17 protein-coding genes, 2 tRNA genes and 1 pseudogene are annotated in these 16,105 nt (G+C 65.7%); 8 read left to right on the top strand and 12 right to left on the bottom strand.

Annotated features, from left to right (window positions below; translation table 11 throughout):
- Nucleotides 1-18: 18 nt before the first annotated feature.
- The 4 genes from ACIHAX_RS19490 to ACIHAX_RS19475 form a co-directional block, all read right to left on the bottom strand.
- Nucleotides 19-1,257: a hypothetical protein gene (locus tag ACIHAX_RS19490; RefSeq protein ID WP_364434200.1), complete on the bottom strand. Its 1,239-nt coding sequence runs from the start codon at nucleotides 1,255-1,257 to the stop codon at nucleotides 19-21.
- Between the two features lie 266 nt (nucleotides 1,258-1,523).
- Complete coding sequence (locus tag ACIHAX_RS19485; RefSeq protein WP_364434197.1) at nucleotides 1,524-1,679, bottom strand: hypothetical protein; 156 nt, start codon at nucleotides 1,677-1,679, stop codon at nucleotides 1,524-1,526.
- Nucleotides 1,676-1,798: a hypothetical protein gene (locus ACIHAX_RS19480; RefSeq protein ID WP_364434194.1), complete on the bottom strand. Its 123-nt coding sequence runs from the start codon at nucleotides 1,796-1,798 to the stop codon at nucleotides 1,676-1,678. Before ACIHAX_RS19480 ends, ACIHAX_RS19485 begins: the two co-directional genes overlap by 4 nt.
- 95 nt (nucleotides 1,799-1,893) lie before the next feature.
- Nucleotides 1,894-2,982, bottom strand: a complete 1,089-nt coding sequence (locus ACIHAX_RS19475) for a DUF4192 domain-containing protein (protein WP_364434191.1) — start codon at nucleotides 2,980-2,982, stop codon at nucleotides 1,894-1,896.
- A 140-nt stretch (nucleotides 2,983-3,122) separates the two neighbouring features.
- Between ACIHAX_RS19475 and ACIHAX_RS19470 the strand changes: the two genes are divergently transcribed.
- Both ACIHAX_RS19470 and ACIHAX_RS19465 read left to right on the top strand, forming a co-directional pair.
- The gene (locus tag ACIHAX_RS19470; RefSeq protein ID WP_364434188.1) at nucleotides 3,123-3,698 is read left to right on the top strand and encodes a hypothetical protein; all 576 of its coding nucleotides are present in this window, start codon (nucleotides 3,123-3,125) and stop codon (nucleotides 3,696-3,698) included.
- A gap of 645 nt (nucleotides 3,699-4,343) precedes the next feature.
- On the top strand, nucleotides 4,344-5,306 hold the full coding sequence (locus tag ACIHAX_RS19465) for a ferritin-like domain-containing protein (RefSeq protein ID WP_364434185.1): 963 nt from the start codon (nucleotides 4,344-4,346) through the stop codon (nucleotides 5,304-5,306).
- Between the two features lie 87 nt (nucleotides 5,307-5,393).
- Here ACIHAX_RS19465 and ACIHAX_RS19460 read toward each other — a convergent pair whose 3' ends face one another.
- The 3 genes from ACIHAX_RS19460 to ACIHAX_RS19450 form a co-directional block, all read right to left on the bottom strand.
- Complete coding sequence (locus ACIHAX_RS19460) at nucleotides 5,394-5,576, bottom strand: hypothetical protein (RefSeq protein WP_364434182.1); 183 nt, start codon at nucleotides 5,574-5,576, stop codon at nucleotides 5,394-5,396.
- 265 nt (nucleotides 5,577-5,841) lie between these two features.
- Nucleotides 5,842-6,585 carry a hypothetical protein gene (locus ACIHAX_RS19455; protein WP_364434256.1) on the bottom strand — a complete coding sequence of 248 codons (744 nt, stop codon included), beginning with the start codon at nucleotides 6,583-6,585 and terminating at the stop codon, nucleotides 5,842-5,844.
- Nucleotides 6,586-7,244: 659 nt separating this feature from the next.
- On the bottom strand, nucleotides 7,245-7,436 hold the full coding sequence (locus ACIHAX_RS19450) for a hypothetical protein (RefSeq protein WP_355073417.1): 192 nt from the start codon (nucleotides 7,434-7,436) through the stop codon (nucleotides 7,245-7,247).
- A 1,266-nt stretch (nucleotides 7,437-8,702) separates the two neighbouring features.
- Between ACIHAX_RS19450 and ACIHAX_RS19445 the strand changes: the two genes are divergently transcribed.
- Complete coding sequence (locus ACIHAX_RS19445) at nucleotides 8,703-8,963, top strand: LppP/LprE family lipoprotein (protein ID WP_355073414.1); 261 nt, start codon at nucleotides 8,703-8,705, stop codon at nucleotides 8,961-8,963.
- A 62-nt stretch (nucleotides 8,964-9,025) separates the two neighbouring features.
- Here ACIHAX_RS19445 and ACIHAX_RS19440 read toward each other — a convergent pair.
- Nucleotides 9,026-9,098, bottom strand: a tRNA-Ala gene (locus ACIHAX_RS19440).
- Nucleotides 9,099-9,206: 108 nt separating this feature from the next.
- Nucleotides 9,207-9,404, bottom strand: a pseudogene (locus ACIHAX_RS19435) (TetR/AcrR family transcriptional regulator); the annotation flags it as partial.
- 201 nt (nucleotides 9,405-9,605) lie between these two features.
- Between ACIHAX_RS19435 and ACIHAX_RS19430 the strand changes: the two are divergent.
- From ACIHAX_RS19430 to ACIHAX_RS19415, 4 genes are all read left to right on the top strand, one after another.
- Nucleotides 9,606-9,678: transfer RNA gene (locus tag ACIHAX_RS19430), tRNA-Ala, on the top strand.
- Between the two features lie 318 nt (nucleotides 9,679-9,996).
- Entirely contained in the window at nucleotides 9,997-10,722 is a 726-nt protein-coding gene (locus ACIHAX_RS19425) for a ParA family protein (protein WP_397278830.1), read from the top strand.
- Nucleotides 10,722-11,513: a hypothetical protein gene (locus ACIHAX_RS19420; RefSeq protein ID WP_355073410.1), complete on the top strand. Its 792-nt coding sequence runs from the start codon at nucleotides 10,722-10,724 to the stop codon at nucleotides 11,511-11,513. The genes ACIHAX_RS19425 and ACIHAX_RS19420 overlap by 1 nt, the downstream gene beginning before the upstream one ends.
- Before the next feature lie 621 nt (nucleotides 11,514-12,134).
- The gene (locus tag ACIHAX_RS19415) at nucleotides 12,135-12,656 is read left to right on the top strand and encodes a C40 family peptidase (protein ID WP_397077020.1); all 522 of its coding nucleotides are present in this window, start codon (nucleotides 12,135-12,137) and stop codon (nucleotides 12,654-12,656) included.
- 34 nt (nucleotides 12,657-12,690) lie between these two features.
- Here the strand turns inward: ACIHAX_RS19415 and ACIHAX_RS19410 are convergent, their stop codons facing one another.
- From ACIHAX_RS19410 to ACIHAX_RS19400, 3 genes are read right to left on the bottom strand one after another with little or no spacing between them, the layout of a single operon-like run.
- Nucleotides 12,691-12,894 (bottom strand): hypothetical protein, encoded by a 204-nt coding sequence (locus ACIHAX_RS19410; protein WP_397278828.1) that lies wholly within the window; start codon nucleotides 12,892-12,894, stop codon nucleotides 12,691-12,693.
- 18 nt (nucleotides 12,895-12,912) lie between these two features.
- Entirely contained in the window at nucleotides 12,913-13,875 is a 963-nt protein-coding gene (locus tag ACIHAX_RS19405) for a hypothetical protein (protein WP_397278826.1), read from the bottom strand.
- Between the two features lie 44 nt (nucleotides 13,876-13,919).
- Complete coding sequence (locus tag ACIHAX_RS19400) at nucleotides 13,920-14,624, bottom strand: YoaK family protein (RefSeq protein ID WP_397278824.1); 705 nt, start codon at nucleotides 14,622-14,624, stop codon at nucleotides 13,920-13,922.
- Between the two features lie 224 nt (nucleotides 14,625-14,848).
- Here ACIHAX_RS19400 and ACIHAX_RS19395 point away from each other — a divergent pair, with 224 nt between their 5' ends.
- Nucleotides 14,849-15,787 (top strand): acyl-CoA dehydrogenase family protein, encoded by a 939-nt coding sequence (locus ACIHAX_RS19395; RefSeq protein WP_397278822.1) that lies wholly within the window; start codon nucleotides 14,849-14,851, stop codon nucleotides 15,785-15,787.
- The last annotated feature ends 318 nt before the right edge of the window (nucleotides 15,788-16,105 follow it).

The following is a 16,105-nucleotide window of genomic DNA, read 5'->3' as shown; positions in this document are numbered from 1 at the left end:
CGGCGCGACGTCCGCGGCTCACCGGGTGACCGCGAGCGGGTCGGTGCGAACCCACGGGTGGTCGGCGAAGACGTCGGCCATGAACGCCTTGACCAGAGAGTCGTCGGCGTGGGCCAGCAACGCTTCGACTTCCAGGCTTCGAAATGGTTCGAGGTAGACGTCTCGGGTTGTCTCGACGGTGCGGTGACCCAGCATGGTCTGGACCAGATGCCAGACATCGCCGATCTCCTCACGGAAGTCGCGCTGCTCGTCGGCGGTGAGATGACCCAGCCGCGAATACTTGATCAGCTTGCCCACCGCGAACCACCTCAGCGCAAACGAATGCCGCAGCATATGGGCAGTGCAGCCGAAGTTCTCCAGCCCCAGCGACTCGATCCGCTCATTGGCAGCGGCGAACGTGTGCTCCCACCCTCCCGGGTCACGCGGCAGGCCGTTCTCGTTCAACCACAAGGCCAACGGTTCCAAGCCCTGCGCACTCCGGCGAAACAGACCAAGCCGAGCATCCGGCCCCACATCATTCCAAAGTTCTCGCCGATACCGCCCGCTGGACAATGTCGTCACCGACCGGGTGTCGTGGACCTCCACCACCATGCTCAGGCTCTCGACCCGTTCATAGCGGCCTGCGGCTCGGGCACGACGCACCGCCGCCGCTCTGGCGCCCTCGACATAGTCCAACACGGTCCGCAAGGCCGGGCGAGGGATCCAATACTTGTGCCCGTAACCACCTTTCGCGCATCCATCGGCGAGTTCACAGGTGAAGAAACCACGCCGCCGCTCGTAGGCGGGCAACTCGGGCAATGCCACACTCGCCCACTCCGACACACGCAGACCACTCCCGTACAAGCCATCGACGAACGCTCGATCCCGCTGCTCGTTGCGCCCCCTCCACCACGGATCCGGGCGCCCCGTGAGATCGAACCCCCTGACCCCGACATCACGCCACCGCTCATAACCACCCGGGTCGAGCCACTTCACATCCGCGTGCCTGACGATCCGCGGCGGCTCCACGTCGGCGAACGGGTCGGCGACGCCGAATCGGCGTCCGACCAGCCTGTAGAACTTCTTCAGCCCGGCCAGATCCCGCGCGAAACTCCCCGACCGCACCGGCCGCTCGTTCGCGGGATCGGTGACCCGCCAGAACAAGAGCTCCGTCGCCACCTCGTCATCGACGTCCCACCAGTTCGAGTCGATCGTGGCCAGATAGTTCAACCACACCAGCAGCGAGTACGCGTAATCGCGCTGCGTGGTCCGCGCCATCCTCCGCCACTTTGCCGACCCCAAACACCAATTGACGCGGAGATCAGGCCGGCCATCGGGACCGATCACGAACCGCTGCCCATCCCGCAAACCCGCGTCCGGTAGGCCGCCGAAATTGCTCCGCTGCAACACATTCCCAAGCAACTCGGCCACACCATCGGCCGTGCGACTCCGGGCGTACCTGTACATCTGCCAACGCTCTTCGAGCACCCAGTTCACCTCAATCACGAAGGGTAACAACACCCCTCAGCAACAACACTCACTGGCTACAGAACGCCGCTGAGCGAGATGAGGTATTGGTCGTAGCTGAGCAAATCCGGGCCGGGCGCCAGCGCGAAATCGAGCTCGCCGCGCGGGAGTAGCAGTTCTGAGCACGGAAGAGGCTTTCGCGTCGGCCGGAGCAGATGGTCGGGGGTGGTCACGGAACCGGCTCGTCGCGGCGGTGCTGGATGCCGTAGGGCGCGGAGAGCGAGATCCGGTTCCAGCCTCGGCCGTCGGGACCGCGGGCCGGAGCTTCGCGGGCGGGCAGGTAGATAGGCACGAGCTTGACCTCTCTAAATGAGGAATTTCGCAGCCGCAGCGCGGGGTGAGGGTGCGCCGTGGCGCGCGAGCCACCGGTCACATGCAGTGCTGTTGTCAGGACGTCGGCTCACCGATGCCGATGCCGAGTTTCGCTGCGGCGGACACGCCGAGTCCGGCCAGGCGCCGAAGCTTTTCCGGTGCCACCCCAGCGTTCAGGGCTGCCCGCAGTGCCATGGCGGTAGCGTGGCGGGAATTCGTGGCCAGCGCCGTTTCCAATGCGACGGCGGCGAGGGTGCCCTCGCCGCGCAGGTAGGCGCTGTAGGCCAGCAACGTCGCGGATTCGGCTGCCGCCGCGCCGGGTAGGCAGCGTACGAGCAGTGTCCACAGCTGTTCGGCGGCGGCCGCGTCCTTGCTGATGGCGGTGGCGGGCAGGCAGTCGAGGACGGCTCGTTCACCCAGCGTCACCGCCAGCGCCGCCAACTGCGTTGGCACTGGAATGTCTCCGGCGGCGATGTCGGCGATCCGCCACAACACCGACTCCAGACAACGCCGGTGATAGCCGGTCAGATCATGGTGCAGCACGGCGCGGCGGCACTGCTGCCGGGCGCGTGCACTGGCTGCGGGCAGCAGCATCTCGATCTGCGCGGTGAGCGCCGGATCTGGGGCGAGGGTGTCGCGCAGTGCTTGGCGCGAGGGGTACACCGGCTGACCGGCAACCAGCCGGTCGAGTGCGATCGGCGACCGCGCCGGATAGATGAGAACACCGCGACCGGTGGAACCGATCAGCGCCCACCACGGTGACTCCGCGGCGATCTCCCGGGTTGCCCACCCGCCGATCAGAGGTGCGGAACTGTCGGCGAGGCGGTGAGCGAGCTCGTCGACCAAACGACGCCCAGCCGCGGGTAGGGCCGGTCCGAAGTCGGGGTCGCTGAGCCGGTCATCGACGATCACGGCCAAGGTCGCGGATGCGTCGATGCTTGCCGCAGTGCTACGCGCTCGCGCCGCCACGTCGCGGATCGGCATCGTCAGACTGCACGCCGCCACAACCGAACGCACCACGAGGTGGGCGGGCTCGGTGTCGCGGTCGGTGGTGACCTTGAGCATGGTCAGCACCAGTTGTCGGTGCGGGATGTAGCCGAGCCAGGCGGGTATGGAGGTGATCACTTGGGTCGGGTCGCGGACAATGTCGGTGAGCGAGTACACGTGAATGTCCTTTCTGATCAGTGGATTGAAAGGCGAGTTGGCGGGGACGCGGCGGCGAGACGCACCGCGAGCCACAGTCCGGGCGAGTACGATCGAGCGGGGAGAATCAGCAGGCGGGCCCAGAATTCAGGAGGCCGGCCATGTCGTCGCGTCGCCCGCCGCGCTCCCCGCGCGCGGCTCGATCCCCCGAAGTCGTTGTACGACTGGAACGCTCACGCGCCCGCAGCAAACAACGCCGTGAACTGGCACGCCAGCGCGAGCGCGCCATCCATGAGGCGGTGAAGCGGTACCTCACCGACTGGGCGGCGATCACCGCGTGCGAAACCACGCGCGATCAACACATCGCGGCGCTGCACAAGCAGATCAGCGACGTCGAGGCAGCCGCCGCGCAGGAGATCGCCCGTCACCGCGCCGACCAAGCCGAGGCCGCCGCCGTAATCCGTGACCACGGCGCCTCCGACGACGAGCTCGCGGACCTCCTTGAGATCAGCACCAAGCAAGCCCGGCAACTGATCACCACGGCCCGCGCCCACCGCGACACCACCTCACCGGAGGAAGCACCAGCCCCGACGGTCGCATCAACCGGGCGGCTCGAGCGTGCTCGCCACGGCATTACGGATTCCGGTCACTCGACAGAGCAGATCATCGAAGCAGTCGACACCGTCGAGTCTCCCGCGCCAGATGACTCGACAAACAACGGTGAGCACGCGAGGTGATCTGGCGGTGTGGCCGGGCTGGGAAGGTGAGCGTGCGCTGCTACGGATGTTCGGCGGGCACGGCGTAGGTGAGATCGGTCAGGAATGGATAGGTCTCGGGAGTGTTGGCGACCGCTTGCACGATCCGAGTTGGGTGTCGGCTAACCGGGTGGTGGCCGACAGCCGCACCCCGAGTGGGTTGGCGTGGCCGCAGCGTCGAGGGGGTGTAGCCGACACGGAAAGACACGTGTGACGTGAGGTTTCATGCACGACGGTGGGATATCGATCTAGCATTTCCGCCGTCTCGGGCGCTGCGTCCGTGCCCCGCGACCCGCATGAGGACGGAACTGTCCGGCAGCGATGCGTAGTAAGCACAGCCGCCGGGCGCGACCGACCAGCGCACCCCGTGATCCACATATCTCCACGGTGATGGCAGGCCCGCCTATCCAGAGCGAACCCTTCCGGGGCGGGTCTTCACACCTTTTCCGCGCCTACGCCGCCAGGTCGTCCCAGCTCAGCACTCGCCTGAGCATCCCCCATGAACCTCCGGTCGCACATTCGCAGCAAGCGAAGAGGTGTTACTGGCTGGTAGGGCTGGGTAACGCCGGCAGTGGTGCACCTTTGCGCCGACCCGATGCTGTCGACACCGGAGGGACGAGATCCGCAATGAGCACTCCAGACACCACGACTTTGCTCGCGCAACTCCGCGCTGTGCTGTCGCTGACCAACACCGAGATCCAGGTCGCCGAGACCCGCATCGCTCAGGCCCGCACCGAAGCGGTGCGCCGAGAGTTGTCGGAGAACGCCGACAACGCCCGCGCCCGCGCCGAGGCCATCGAGGCCACCATTCGCGAGCTGGGTGATGTGCCGGAACTGGTTGGTCCGTTCCTTGGCCAGGCTGCCGCCGCGGTCAAGTCGATGGTCGAGCAGGCTTTGCCGTTCGACGAGGCCCTGCTCGGTGACCTGGCTCTCGAACACCAACTGGTCGATCGCGCCCGCTACATCAAGGCTCTGGCCACCGCCGCGCAGCTGCCGGAGGTGGTGGTGTTGGCGCAGCGGCTGATCACCGCGCATTCGGCGACCGTCGACTGGCTGACCACCGTCTTGGCCGAGGACGCTCTTGGTGGGCCGGCGGCGCTCCGCCGCACCCCCTTGCAGGCCGCTGCCGGGACGGCGGTGAAGCTGTTCAACCTCCCGGTCACCTGGTCGACCCGCGGGCTGGACCGGGCGCTGGACACCGTGCGCGCCACCCCACCCGCCCTGGGCGGGTTGCTTGCCCAGGGGGCACGTGCCGGGGATGTCGCTGTCAAGACACTGTCGGCTTCCCGCGATGCGGCGTTGGAGACCGCTGAGCAGGTCACTCGCCGCGAAGGCGCCGACATAGCCGCCGACGCGCTGCGGTCGATCCGCAGCAGCACCGGCGTGCTCGAGCCCGGCGAGCTGCCCGTCGACGATTACGAATACCTCAATGTTTCCCAAGCCGTCGCCGCGGTCAAGGAACTCACCGACCCCGCCGACATCCGCGCGATCGTCGCCTACGAGGAAGCCCACAAAAACCGGCACGGCGTCGTGTCCGCCGCCCAAACCCGGCTCGCGGCCATCGCCCAAGAAGTCGCCGGACTCACCTGAGCATCGTGTGGCACGAGCGGCGGAGCAGGCCGGTAGTAGACAGAAGACATCGACGGCGGATCTGATGCGCGAATGGCCCTTGCGCGGCTAGGGCTGTCCGGCGGGCACAGCGTGAGTCAGATCAGTCGTCCATGGGTAGGTTCCGGGGGAGTCATCGACGGCTTGAACGAGAGCCTTGGTTGGGTCACCGTCGACGCCGATCTCAACGATGCGGAACACACTCATCCCACCAGCGACCAGGTGGATCAGGGAGTTTTCCTCGAACTGCACGAGTCGGAGACTAGCGAACAATCCCACCGAGTCGATATTTGCCACAGATATGCTGCTTGGTGTGTCCGTGCCTGCCCCGATGCTGGCGACGCCTGGTCGGCCGCCCGATGCGCCAGGCCGTTGGGCGATCGAGATGAAGTGGGATGGGATGCGTGCGGTGTGCCGCGTGTACGGCTACCGCTCTGAGATGTTCGCATCCGGCAGTTCTGAAGCTGTCATGGCTGGCTGCCGGTTCTGCGACGCGACCGTCGCCGACCCCCGGAGATCAGGCGTTGGCGTAGCCACCGGCATTCCACACCAACCAGCGGAAGTGCTGCGGGGCGAATGCCTGGCGAGCGGGAACACCCGGTGCCGGAGAATGAGGCCAAAACGCCACACCGCACCGATGGCAGTAGAAACCGGCCTGCCAGACCGCATGCGCGTCACGACGTCCCCGAACGATTCTACCGTTGCGGCGAATACGGCACACAGCGACAGTGAGCAGGACAGCGCCAGGCGCCGCCAACGCCCCGAAGAAGACGACCGTGGCTAGGGCGGCAATCACGTGCGAGACCCCGGGCACGGGATGGGCGATACCGTAGATCCCCGGAACGAGATATGACATGGCTGGCAAGAGCAGCACCAGCGAGAAGAAGGTCAGCCACCCAGCAGGGGTACGGGCAGGCTCGCGGGCAAGGCTGTGGGCGAGTGCGGTGGTGTGTGTCCGTTCGACGGCGGCAGTGCCGAACACCGGCACCAAGCCAGTCGAGGCGACTCCGACGCCGGAGTAGACGTTCGTGCCGAAGCTGGTCGAGACGCCGTCGGCTTTCAAGGCGGGCACACTCTGCACCAAGTCGAGTTGGTGGCAGTGCGGACACGTCAGATCGACATCGTCCATACGCGGAACCCCCTCCCAGGCCGTTGCGCTGTAGCGGCGCGTCTGTGGTGTTGGTACCTGCAACGAAAACTCTGTGGGGTATCCAACACCCTCGGAGACCTGCTGTCGAGAGCTAATCACGAGCTTCTTCACCGACGAGTCCTTCCTTTCAGGCTGGTGAGTCAATTCCCGTCTCATGGCCAGCCGCAGTTCGCACTCATCAGCGCGGAACCCACTTCCCGTGCCGTTGCGCCTCTGCTTGACCAGGCGGGGGCTCGCCAACGGCGAGCTGTTGCGGCTGAGCAGCGGGGTCACTCAGTCGGCTGGACCCGACCAGATCGGGGCAGGAAGCATGTCTGCCACAGCTGAGAGGCCCGCCTTCGTGGGGCAATCGCGACTTAAGAGACGCGGGAGATACCCGGTGACGCGGTCACCGATCCGCAATCCCGGGCCATCATTTCGCCTGGTGACGGCGTCACCAAGAACGTGTATGTTTACGTATCGAAACGTATCCAAACGCCGTGGGATGAGGTTCAAACCCGCTGGCAGAGCCAAGTTTCGACGCCTTGACCAGCAGTTTCGGCGGTCGGGGGGTGCGGAGGTTCAAGTCCTCCTAGGCCCACCTCCCTCAGTGCCAGGTCAGGCGCCATTCCGGTCCTCTCGAGCCGATCTACCGTTGCGTCATCAACCGGCCGTCCGCCGTTCAGCGAACTTCGCCGCGTTCCCTGTAGACCCGGCGCGTCCGCTGCCTCACCCCGCGCTCCAGGGGCCGATACCGCACCGCCTACTCGGCGCTGATGCGTCAAGGACTTCTACGCCGATTGGCTGATGAAGCACCACAAGGCGAGGGCGGGGTGTGCGTCACAAAGCCCGCCAGCGACGGAGTCGGTCGGTGCCGGGGTGAAGGCCTCGAGCGGAAGGGGTTCGGCCGTGGCGGCGCCGGCGCCGACGAGGGTCGCGGCACTGATCAGCGCGCCGACGAGGATTCCACGCAGTGTGGACATCTGAAACTCCTGAAACGTTGGGTGGTAGCGATTCATGTGAGAGCGGGGTCATGTCGCCTGGGCGAGACCGCCGGGGGCACCGTCGTCCGGCAATCGCCGGTGCCCTGCGCACATGCCGGTCGGTCGTCGAAATCCCGGTCGCGCTCTCGGGGTTCTACTGGCAGAACTGGGGGCCCTGGTTCATGAGCATCAGCTTGATGATGGTGCAAAGGATTCCCGACGACGAACCGCTCGCCGAGCCGCTGTCGCCGGCGGCGATCGATGACACAGACGGAGTGGGCTGCGAAGTCTCCGCCTGCGCGGTTGCGGCAGGTGCCAGCACAGCCACGGTCAAAAGCGCGCCGATGGTGAGCCGAGTGATTCGAGTCATGTCGAATCTGCCTTTCTCTCTTGGGTTTTCGGTCCGCTCAGGCGTACCGCCAAGTCCATCGGCGGCTCCACTTCCGCCGTTACAGCGGTGTTATCCAACGACCGTTCGCCCTCCGAACGCTGCGCCGGCCCAGAATGATCTCCTGCGGGACGGTGTTCTGGGCCTGGGCGATTTCCTGGAGGGCTCGCGCGTGCCCGAGATGTCTCCGCGTATCGGCACTTGCTGTTCAGACCGGAGACTCCCGCTGGACGCACCCCTGTAACACCACGGGCGGTCGGTCCGACATATCTGACAACAGTTGAGGGACAAGAACATTCGTCGCGCTGCGATGCCGCAACGCGTCGCTTCGGCGCGCCGGTGATCGCGGCCCGAACGAATATCGAAACCGAAGCTCGGTCAGCAATTTCGAGGGGTGCGCAATGAACGTCAGACTATCGGCTGTGCTGTCGATCGCGGCCACCGTTGTGGTCGCAACCGCCGCGTGCGGGACCGACTCGAGCACATCGGCCGGGTCCGCGACGTCGGCGGGAAGTACGACCACCGCGTCATCGGCGGGTCCGGCGGCGACGCGGACAACAGCGATCGGCGAACAACCGGGGGCGGCGCCACAACCGGGAGGGTTACCACAAGCGGGAGGGGCGCCGCAGCCGGCGACGGCGCAACAACCGGCTCCCGGGGCCACCGCGGTCCCGGAACCATCCGTTGCGGCGACCTCGTCTCCCGCTACGCAGTCGGCGCCGGAAGGTAGCGGCCACGGCCTGTGCTTCGACGTCAACTCGGCGCTCGCGGCGTCCTCGGTCGCCACGTTGGCCGCGCCGACCGGTGGCGGGTCGTGGACGATCCAAGGGGCGAGCGAGGATCCCATCGCGGCAGGATGTTCCGGGGTGCTGTCGTGGATGACTGTGGAATGGCCGGGAATTCATCCCGGCACACACGTTCTCTTCTTCACCGGCGGGAAGTATCTCGGGACCGCGAGCGCGCGGCCATACGGGTACACAACAGTTCTGGGCAAGACCCGCGACACCGTGTCCGTGCAGTACCGCTGGCCGTTGAAGGACGACGCGCTGTGCTGCCCGCAAGGAGGACCGAGCGTCGTGACATTCACCCTGAACGGCACCACCGTGCAGGCGAACGGGCAGTTCCCGCCGGAGAACTGAACGGTACACACCGGAACCACACGAAAAAGGCTCACGCTCCTCGAGCATGAGCCTTCGACGAGTGGAGCCTAGGGGAATCGAACCCCTAACCCCTGCCTTGCAAAGGCAGTGCTCTGCCAATTGAGCTAAGGCCCCGCGCGTACATACGCCTGCAAAACGTTACCTTCTCACCGCTGAGATGGTCAAAACGGCAGGTTGTCGCGTCAACCGAGCGCCGTCGGCCGCGCCCCGGGTGACGCCCGGTCAGGCGGCGCGCTCGAGCACCTCGGCGAGGGAAGGCAGGTGGCGTGAGCAGATCTCGTCCGCCTCGTCGGCCAGAACGCCGAACATCCGAAGCAGGTCTTCGATAACCTGATCGGTGGCGGCGGCGTCGTCACGGTCGGGGTGATCGGGCAATAACTGGCCGAGACACAGAGCGGCTCCGGCCACGATCGTCATGGCTCATTGTTCAGTCTTGACGAATCCATCAGAGATCCGGCTCGGGTCTTTCTGGGCGGGCTTCGGGCACCGCAGTAGGGTGGAAACCATGAAACTTCTTCTCACCGCCGGTGTCGTGGTTCTGGTTCTCTTCGGCATCTCCAAGCTGCGCCAGCGCAGCGACGCGGACATGTGGCACGAGGTGACCACCCGCTGATCCCGGGAGGGGCCTTAGCTCAATTGGCAGAGCACTGCCTTTGCAAGGCAGGGGTTAGGGGTTCGATTCCCCTAGGCTCCACTGATGACCTGAAACGCTTCGTTCCGGTGCGGCGGCCTACCGCTGGTGCGTTGGTGTACGCACCCGAGCTTCGAGGCCGATACGGATAACGGGCGTCCCCCCCGACGAATTTCGAGTCGGCAGCAGCGGGAACACGGGCTCGCCGTCCCGGCGGGGTGGTGAAATTTCCGGCCGGATAGCCGGAACCTTTGTGTCCAATTGGACACAGAGCGGCAGCGGCACAGCCGCGACAAGGCGCCGCAATCAGACGATATTCGTCGATACTGTGCCAGACTGGCCCGGCACAGTAATACACTCCTCACCCTCGGAGGAACGTCAATGACGAATTCTGTTGCGCCACTCGAATTGCCCGAACCTCTGGTCATCACGCTGGGGAATCTCAAGGGCGGTGTCGGCAAAACGACATCAGCGTTCTTCTTGGCGAGCTACTTCGCTTCTGTTCACGAACTGCGGGTGCTGGTGATCGACGCCGACCCGCTCAGCCAGACCGGCTACTCCTGGTACCGGCGGCTGGTCAAGGGGGGGATCGAAGTGCCGTTCCATCTGGTCGCGTTCCCGTCGCGGCATGTCGGCGACTGCATAACGGACAATGCCGCCGATTTCGACGTCATCATCGTGGATGCCGGGGGTGAGTCGGCCGATATCTTCAAGGCCGCTGTTCCGGAGAGCGACGAGCTGTTGCTGTTGACGAGTGTGAGCCCGTCGGAAGTCAAACGCGTGCCGAGTACGTTCAAAGCCGCTGAGGAGGCGGCGGCCGACACCGACCGGGAAATCCGGGTGCGGGTGCTGATGACCAAAGTCCCGGTGATCATGAAGAAAGGCGTCAATGTCTCGACCGAATACCGTGCGCAGCGGGGCCATTTGGAAAGCGCGGGCTACGACGTATTCGATTCCTATTTGAGCGCCTGGAAATGGTATCGGGAGGCGGCCGACGGGGAGGTGGGGGAGGGCGCCGAGAATCCGATCGAGGATTTGGGCGAGTACCGCAAGGTGGGCGACGAGCTGCTGAGCGCGTATCGCGCCCTGCTGGAGGTGCCTGCCTGATGCCTCCACAACGCAGGAAGGGTTCGATCGGCGGGGCGAATCCGCTATCCGACGGCGCCGAGCACACGCCACCGGTGTCCCCGCTGCGCGACGCCGAATGGCGGCGGTCGAAGCCGGCCGTGAGCCCGAATGTCTTGACCATGCCGGTGCCGGACGCGGGTGACGGACCCCTGAGCGACCGAGAACGGGCGCAGTTGACGGCGTGCGAGTCGTCGATCGACACGCTGCGGATCGCATTCTGGGCCGCCGGGCGTGCGCTGCAGATCGTGCGGGACGGCAGGCTCTACCGCGACAGCCACGAGACGTTCGACGACTACGTGGAACAGCGGTGGGATATGCAGCGGTCGTACGCGCACAAGCTGATTCGCGCTTGGCCGCTCGCCGCGCGGCTGCAGCCGGTCGCGCCCGCGATCAACGAGGGCCAGGTCCGCGAACTGCTGCCGGTGGCGGCCGAATACGGGGAAGACGCTGCGGTCACCATCTACACCACCGTGGCGGCGGGTGCCGACGTGAAGGTCACCGCGGGAAAGCTCCGGCAGGCGGTGGCGCTGCTGCCCGAACGCTATGACGAAGAAGTGGTGGTCGAGCGTCTCCAAGCGTGGCTGCGCGGCGAACTGCCGGGCGACCCGACCGATCGCTCCGCCGACATCTTCACCGCCATGGAATCCCGGCTCGCGGCGCTGACGAAACGCGTGGTCAAAGGATCCAGCGACGACCCACGCGCGGCGCGCGAGTTCGCGGCCAAGCTCCGTACAATCGCCGAGCAGATCGAGGAACAGATCACCGCGTGAAATCCCAGTCGGCGACGGCCCCGCAGCGGAATGTTTTCCCTGCGGGGTCATTGCGTATAGGGGAACGAATTGCGAGACGCGGAATTATCGTTGCGGGTGCCGGAACGAGTTATTATTTCGTTATGGAAATAAAGGTGTGTTGTGCTTTACGTGATGCAAACTATGCCGAAAGGTGAATACTCGGATCGGATCCGCTGGACTGACGAAGCACCGTGATGGTTTTCGAATCAATTCGAGGTCTTTGGTGAAGTCCGTCGCGCCACGCATGGCGGCGTCGTATGGCTCCGCCGGAGGCCGGCGATATGAGCATCGGAGGACCGCATCATGGCATCATCGACCGACGACCGATATATCCGCTACCTGCGACGTGCTGTGCTCTGGGCACTCGCCACCGGAGCGGCCGCATTCATCGGCGTGTTGTGCAACGCAGGGGAGGCATCGGCCCAGCCGGTGACCATTCCGGGCGTGGGAACGTTCGAGATTTCCGACTACATTCCCCTGAACAACGCCATACTCCCCGTCACCGAATCTCCGGTGACCGCGGGGTTCTCGGATATCGAGAACATCGCGAGTACCCCGGTTCCGCAGATCGAGATCGCGCCTGCCACGCTCGGCCCGGCGATCGAGTCCCCGGTTTCGGTGAAGATTCCCGTAATCGAGCTGCCGTTACCGACGACTGTGCCCGCGATCGAGATCCCACTGATCGGCGTGCTTCCGGAGATCGAGATCCCTTTCCTCGGTGACCTCCCGCAGATCATGCCTCGGGCGCCCACTCCGCCCGCCGCGGTGATTCCGCAGAGGACCGCCGGTGAGATGGCCGTCGACGCGGCACGAACCAAACTCGGTTCCGATTACAGCTATGGCGCCGTCGGCCCAGACTCCTTCGATTGCTCCGGGCTTGTGCAGTGGTCCTACGAGCAGGCCGGCGTGGAGCTGCCACGCACCAGCTACGACCAGCTCGCCGCCGGAACGCCGGTACCGCTCGACGAACTGCGTCCCGGCGACATGGTCTCGTTCTACGGCGGAAGCCACTCCGCCCTCTACGCAGGCGACGGCAAAGTCATCCACGCATCGACATACGGCACGGGCGTGACCACTTCCCCCCTCTCCTCGATGCCGGTGACAGGCGCCCGCCGATTCTGATTCCCTCTGGTGCAGCCGCACCGCAGTTCGCAGGTCAGGGAGAGACCGCCGCCCCTTCCAGTGCGGCCAGCGTCTCGGCATCCGGCCAGTGGCGGATTTCGTAGCGGCGAGGTGAGAGATCCGGGACCGGAGTGAGGCCGGTCAGTCCCACGACAGCATCGAACGGGACCTCGAAAAGACGCTCCAATTCACCTCGGTCGTCACGGCAGAAGGCGACGTAGTCGGCCTCCGGGAGCAAGTAGTCGACACCCTCCCCTCAGACGGTGATCGTGAAGGGACCGTTGTCGCCATGGCCGTACATGACCGAACCGACATAGGCGGACTCGAGGTCATAGGGCGTGAATTCCAGATCGCGCTCGACGATCTCATTGAGAATCTGAGCCTGCGCGTCGTATTCGGTGACCGCCAAACCGCATCGGGCCCGCTGCACGGCGGGCAGGTGGCGGTGCGCGGGCGAACGATCGAGCGGAATGACCGCGCCACTGTCGTCCACGGTGTACCCCTGTGGCGAGACCGGCCGGGACGCGTCACGGTACTGCTCTTCCACCACCTCGAAGATCGGCTCGAGATCGTCCGCACCAGTCGCGAGGATGAGCGTGTCGACATCGGGCATGAAGGCGACAGGTGGTCGGGTTCCGAAGCCGGAACCGGCTAGCCAGCCGGGGAACAGCGGCCATGATGTGCAGTAGCCGTCGCCGTCGTCGACGAATTGCAGGATGCCGTCTTCCTCTATGTCGGTGAAACTCACTATCGCGCCGAGGTTCTCGCGCGCCGCCGCGAAAACCTCCTCGGGACTCACATCCCATTCGCGCAACGACGCGTAGGTGACGATCGATCGGGTGTGGGGCAAATCGATGGCCACCATCTCGTCCACGAATGGAAACGCGGAGCGAGCGATCGGCCGCGACTCCGGTTCGACGCCTGCGCCGAAGCTGTTGGGACGCAATACCGGCCGCAGCATGGACCGCACCGAAGGCCAACCCGGCGCGGGGGCGCGTAGCTCACGCACGGCGTCGCAGTGCTGTGCGACCCGGGCATCGCGCTCCGTGGCATCGAGCTCACGCGTTTCGCGAAAGATGTTGTGCAGGTCGAGAAACAGATCGCCGACGTGTATCGCGAACTCGTCCGGTTCGTATTCGACATCGGTTTCGCCCAGCGCCGCCAGATGCTGCATGACGAGCGCGGCGAAGGCGGCGGCTTCGTCTTCGATATTCTGCACGCGGCCACGGTAGTCGCGAAGTCCCGCGGTCACCCGGCAGTGGCTTACCGCGGGAGGGGACCGTGCCGATCCAGGTGCAGATAGGTGTAGCCGGTGACGAGCAGGCACACGACTGTCGCGGTGATCAGCATGGCCCAGCCGGCGACCACCAGGCTCAGCAGCCCGCCGAGCAGCGCGCCGAGCGAGAAACCGGCATAGAGCAGGAAGTACCCGAGCCAGTCCGCGTAGTCGCCACCGCTTAGGTGGCGTTCGACACCTTGCCCCAGCTTGACGAGCGTCCCGGTGACGTAGCTGAGCGGTATGGAGACCTCACCGTTGCGGACGAACGATGTGTTGAGCGCGCCGACACCGAAGGCGACGAACAAGATCGGCAGCAGACCGATCGGCTTGCTGGACGTCTGGTATTCGAGCAGGTCGACGGCCGAGGCCAGCGCCAGGCAGACAGTGGTGAGCAGAGTGGGCCCGTGCGGGTGCCCGGACCAGTAGCGTCTGCGGCACCATGAGGCCACCACGACACCGGACAGGAAGGACATCAGCAATCCGGCGGCCGCCAAACCCATGTCCGATTCGTCGTGAAAGTACCCGAGGACGGCCCGTTCGGTATTGCCCGTCATGAAAGTGACGAAATAGCCGGCGGTATGCATGAACGCCGCCGCACCGATCAACCCGGCGAGTGCCGCCAGCACCCAGGACAGTCTGGCTTCGGAGTCGAAAAGTGCCTTCTTGCGATCTTCTTCCAGTTCCGGCACAGGTCGAACTCCTTCCGGTACGGCGCGGCAGTTCAGTCAAGCAGGCTCGTCGACGGAATCGGCCCACGCAGGGCCGACCGTTGCTCACAGATCGCCGGCATTCCGGGCACGTTCCGTCGACGCATGCTCCCACGCGATATCGAAGCGCCGTTTCACCCTGGTCGGCGGGCCGTCGTCCGCACCGAGCCCTCTCGAGCGAGTCGCTGCTCGGTTACCGTGCTGAGGTGGATACTCTGCTCGACTTCCTGCTGACCGAGCCGGTGGCGGCCGCGCCGCTCGATGACGTCGCCGCGGCGTGGACGCGACATCGTGTGGCGGCGAATCGTTTCGAGCAGCCGGTGGAGGTGTCGATCGCGGGCGGCTTCGGAGCCGACCGGCTCGGGTTCGCCTTCCTGTCCGGTTATCAGGAAGCGCTGCGGACGCTGATTCCCGACCTGCCGGACGACGAACTGGTCGCGATGTGCGCCACCGAGGAAGGCGGCGGTCACCCCGCCGCGATCCGCACCAAGCTCACCGAGCGGGACGGTGTCTGGCTGCTCGACGGCACCAAGTCGTTCGCGACCATGGGCTCTTACGCCCGACAGCTGGTGGTGATCGCCAGTGTCGGCACGGCGCCGGACGGGCGGAACCGGTTGCGCGCCTGCACGGTCGAGACGGGGGAACCAGGCGTGCGCCTGACCGATCATCCCGCGCTGTCGTTCGCGCCCGAGGTCCCGCACGCGTCGGTCGTGCTGACCGGCGTGCCGGCGCTGCCGCTTCCCGGTGACGGATATCTGGACTACCTCAAGCCGTTCCGGACGATCGAGGACATCCACGTGCTGGCCGCCACGCTGGGCTGGCTGGTGCGGGTGGCTCGGGTGTCGCAGTGGCCGCGCGCGAGTCGGCAACGACTGTTGACACTGGTGGCCGCCGTGCGCGGCCTGGACATCGATGCGCCGGGTGCTGCCGGGGTGCACATCGCCCTCGGCGGGGTCTTCGATTCGTTCGGTGACGTGCTGGCCGAGCTCGAGCCTTTGTGGCAGTCCGCCGACCCCGTGACACGGCAGCGGTGGGAGCGTGACCGGCCGCTGCTCGCCACCGCCGGGCGCGTGCGCGCGCAACGCCTCGCCGCCGCGTGGCGGGCGGTGGAACCGGGCGACCACCAAGCGGGAACAGGGGTCTGACCTGGTCTGAAATGGGGAGCGGGCCTCGGCGAAGGGGGGGAGTTAGCCGAGGCCCGCGTAGGGTCGGCCCGGGGGGGAGGGGCCGACGAGAACGATGCTACTCGATGATGTGTGTTTGTGTGTGCGGGGGGACGGCCGCGCTCCAAGTTTTTTTGGGTGGGCTTACTTTCTGGATGCCGCATGGCAGTTGTCCCTGGCCCCTCGGTCGCCAACGCCATTCCCGCCTGTTGGCTTAGTGTTTGCCAAAAGTGTTGTAAAGCAAGCGTTTCCATGGCTGTACGGCAGCATGACCTGCTGCGGATACGCGTTGTGCACAAC

The sequence above is a fragment of the Nocardia sp. NPDC051929 genome (assembly GCF_044548645.1).
Taxonomy (GTDB): domain Bacteria; phylum Actinomycetota; class Actinomycetes; order Mycobacteriales; family Mycobacteriaceae; genus Nocardia; species Nocardia sichangensis.
The sequence above is the reverse complement of the archived record's forward strand: the minus strand, read 5'-3'. Positions and strand labels throughout refer to the sequence as shown.

Bases quoted from the DNA above. Each gene is read 5' to 3' on its own strand.
- ACIHAX_RS19490 (WP_364434200.1), bottom strand. From the start codon at position 1,257: ATGGCGCGGACCACGCAGCGCGATTACGCGTACTCGCTGCTGGTGTGG.
- ACIHAX_RS19470 (WP_364434188.1), top strand. From the start codon at position 3,123: ATGTCGTCGCGTCGCCCGCCGCGCTCCCCGCGCGCGGCTCGATCCCCC.
- ACIHAX_RS19465 (WP_364434185.1), top strand. From the start codon at position 4,344: ATGAGCACTCCAGACACCACGACTTTGCTCGCGCAACTCCGCGCTGTG.
- ACIHAX_RS19450 (WP_355073417.1), bottom strand. From the start codon at position 7,436: ATGTCCACACTGCGTGGAATCCTCGTCGGCGCGCTGATCAGTGCCGCG.
- ACIHAX_RS19445 (WP_355073414.1), top strand. From the start codon at position 8,703: ATGACTGTGGAATGGCCGGGAATTCATCCCGGCACACACGTTCTCTTC.
- ACIHAX_RS19425 (WP_397278830.1), top strand. From the start codon at position 9,997: ATGACGAATTCTGTTGCGCCACTCGAATTGCCCGAACCTCTGGTCATC.
- ACIHAX_RS19420 (WP_355073410.1), top strand. From the start codon at position 10,722: ATGCCTCCACAACGCAGGAAGGGTTCGATCGGCGGGGCGAATCCGCTA.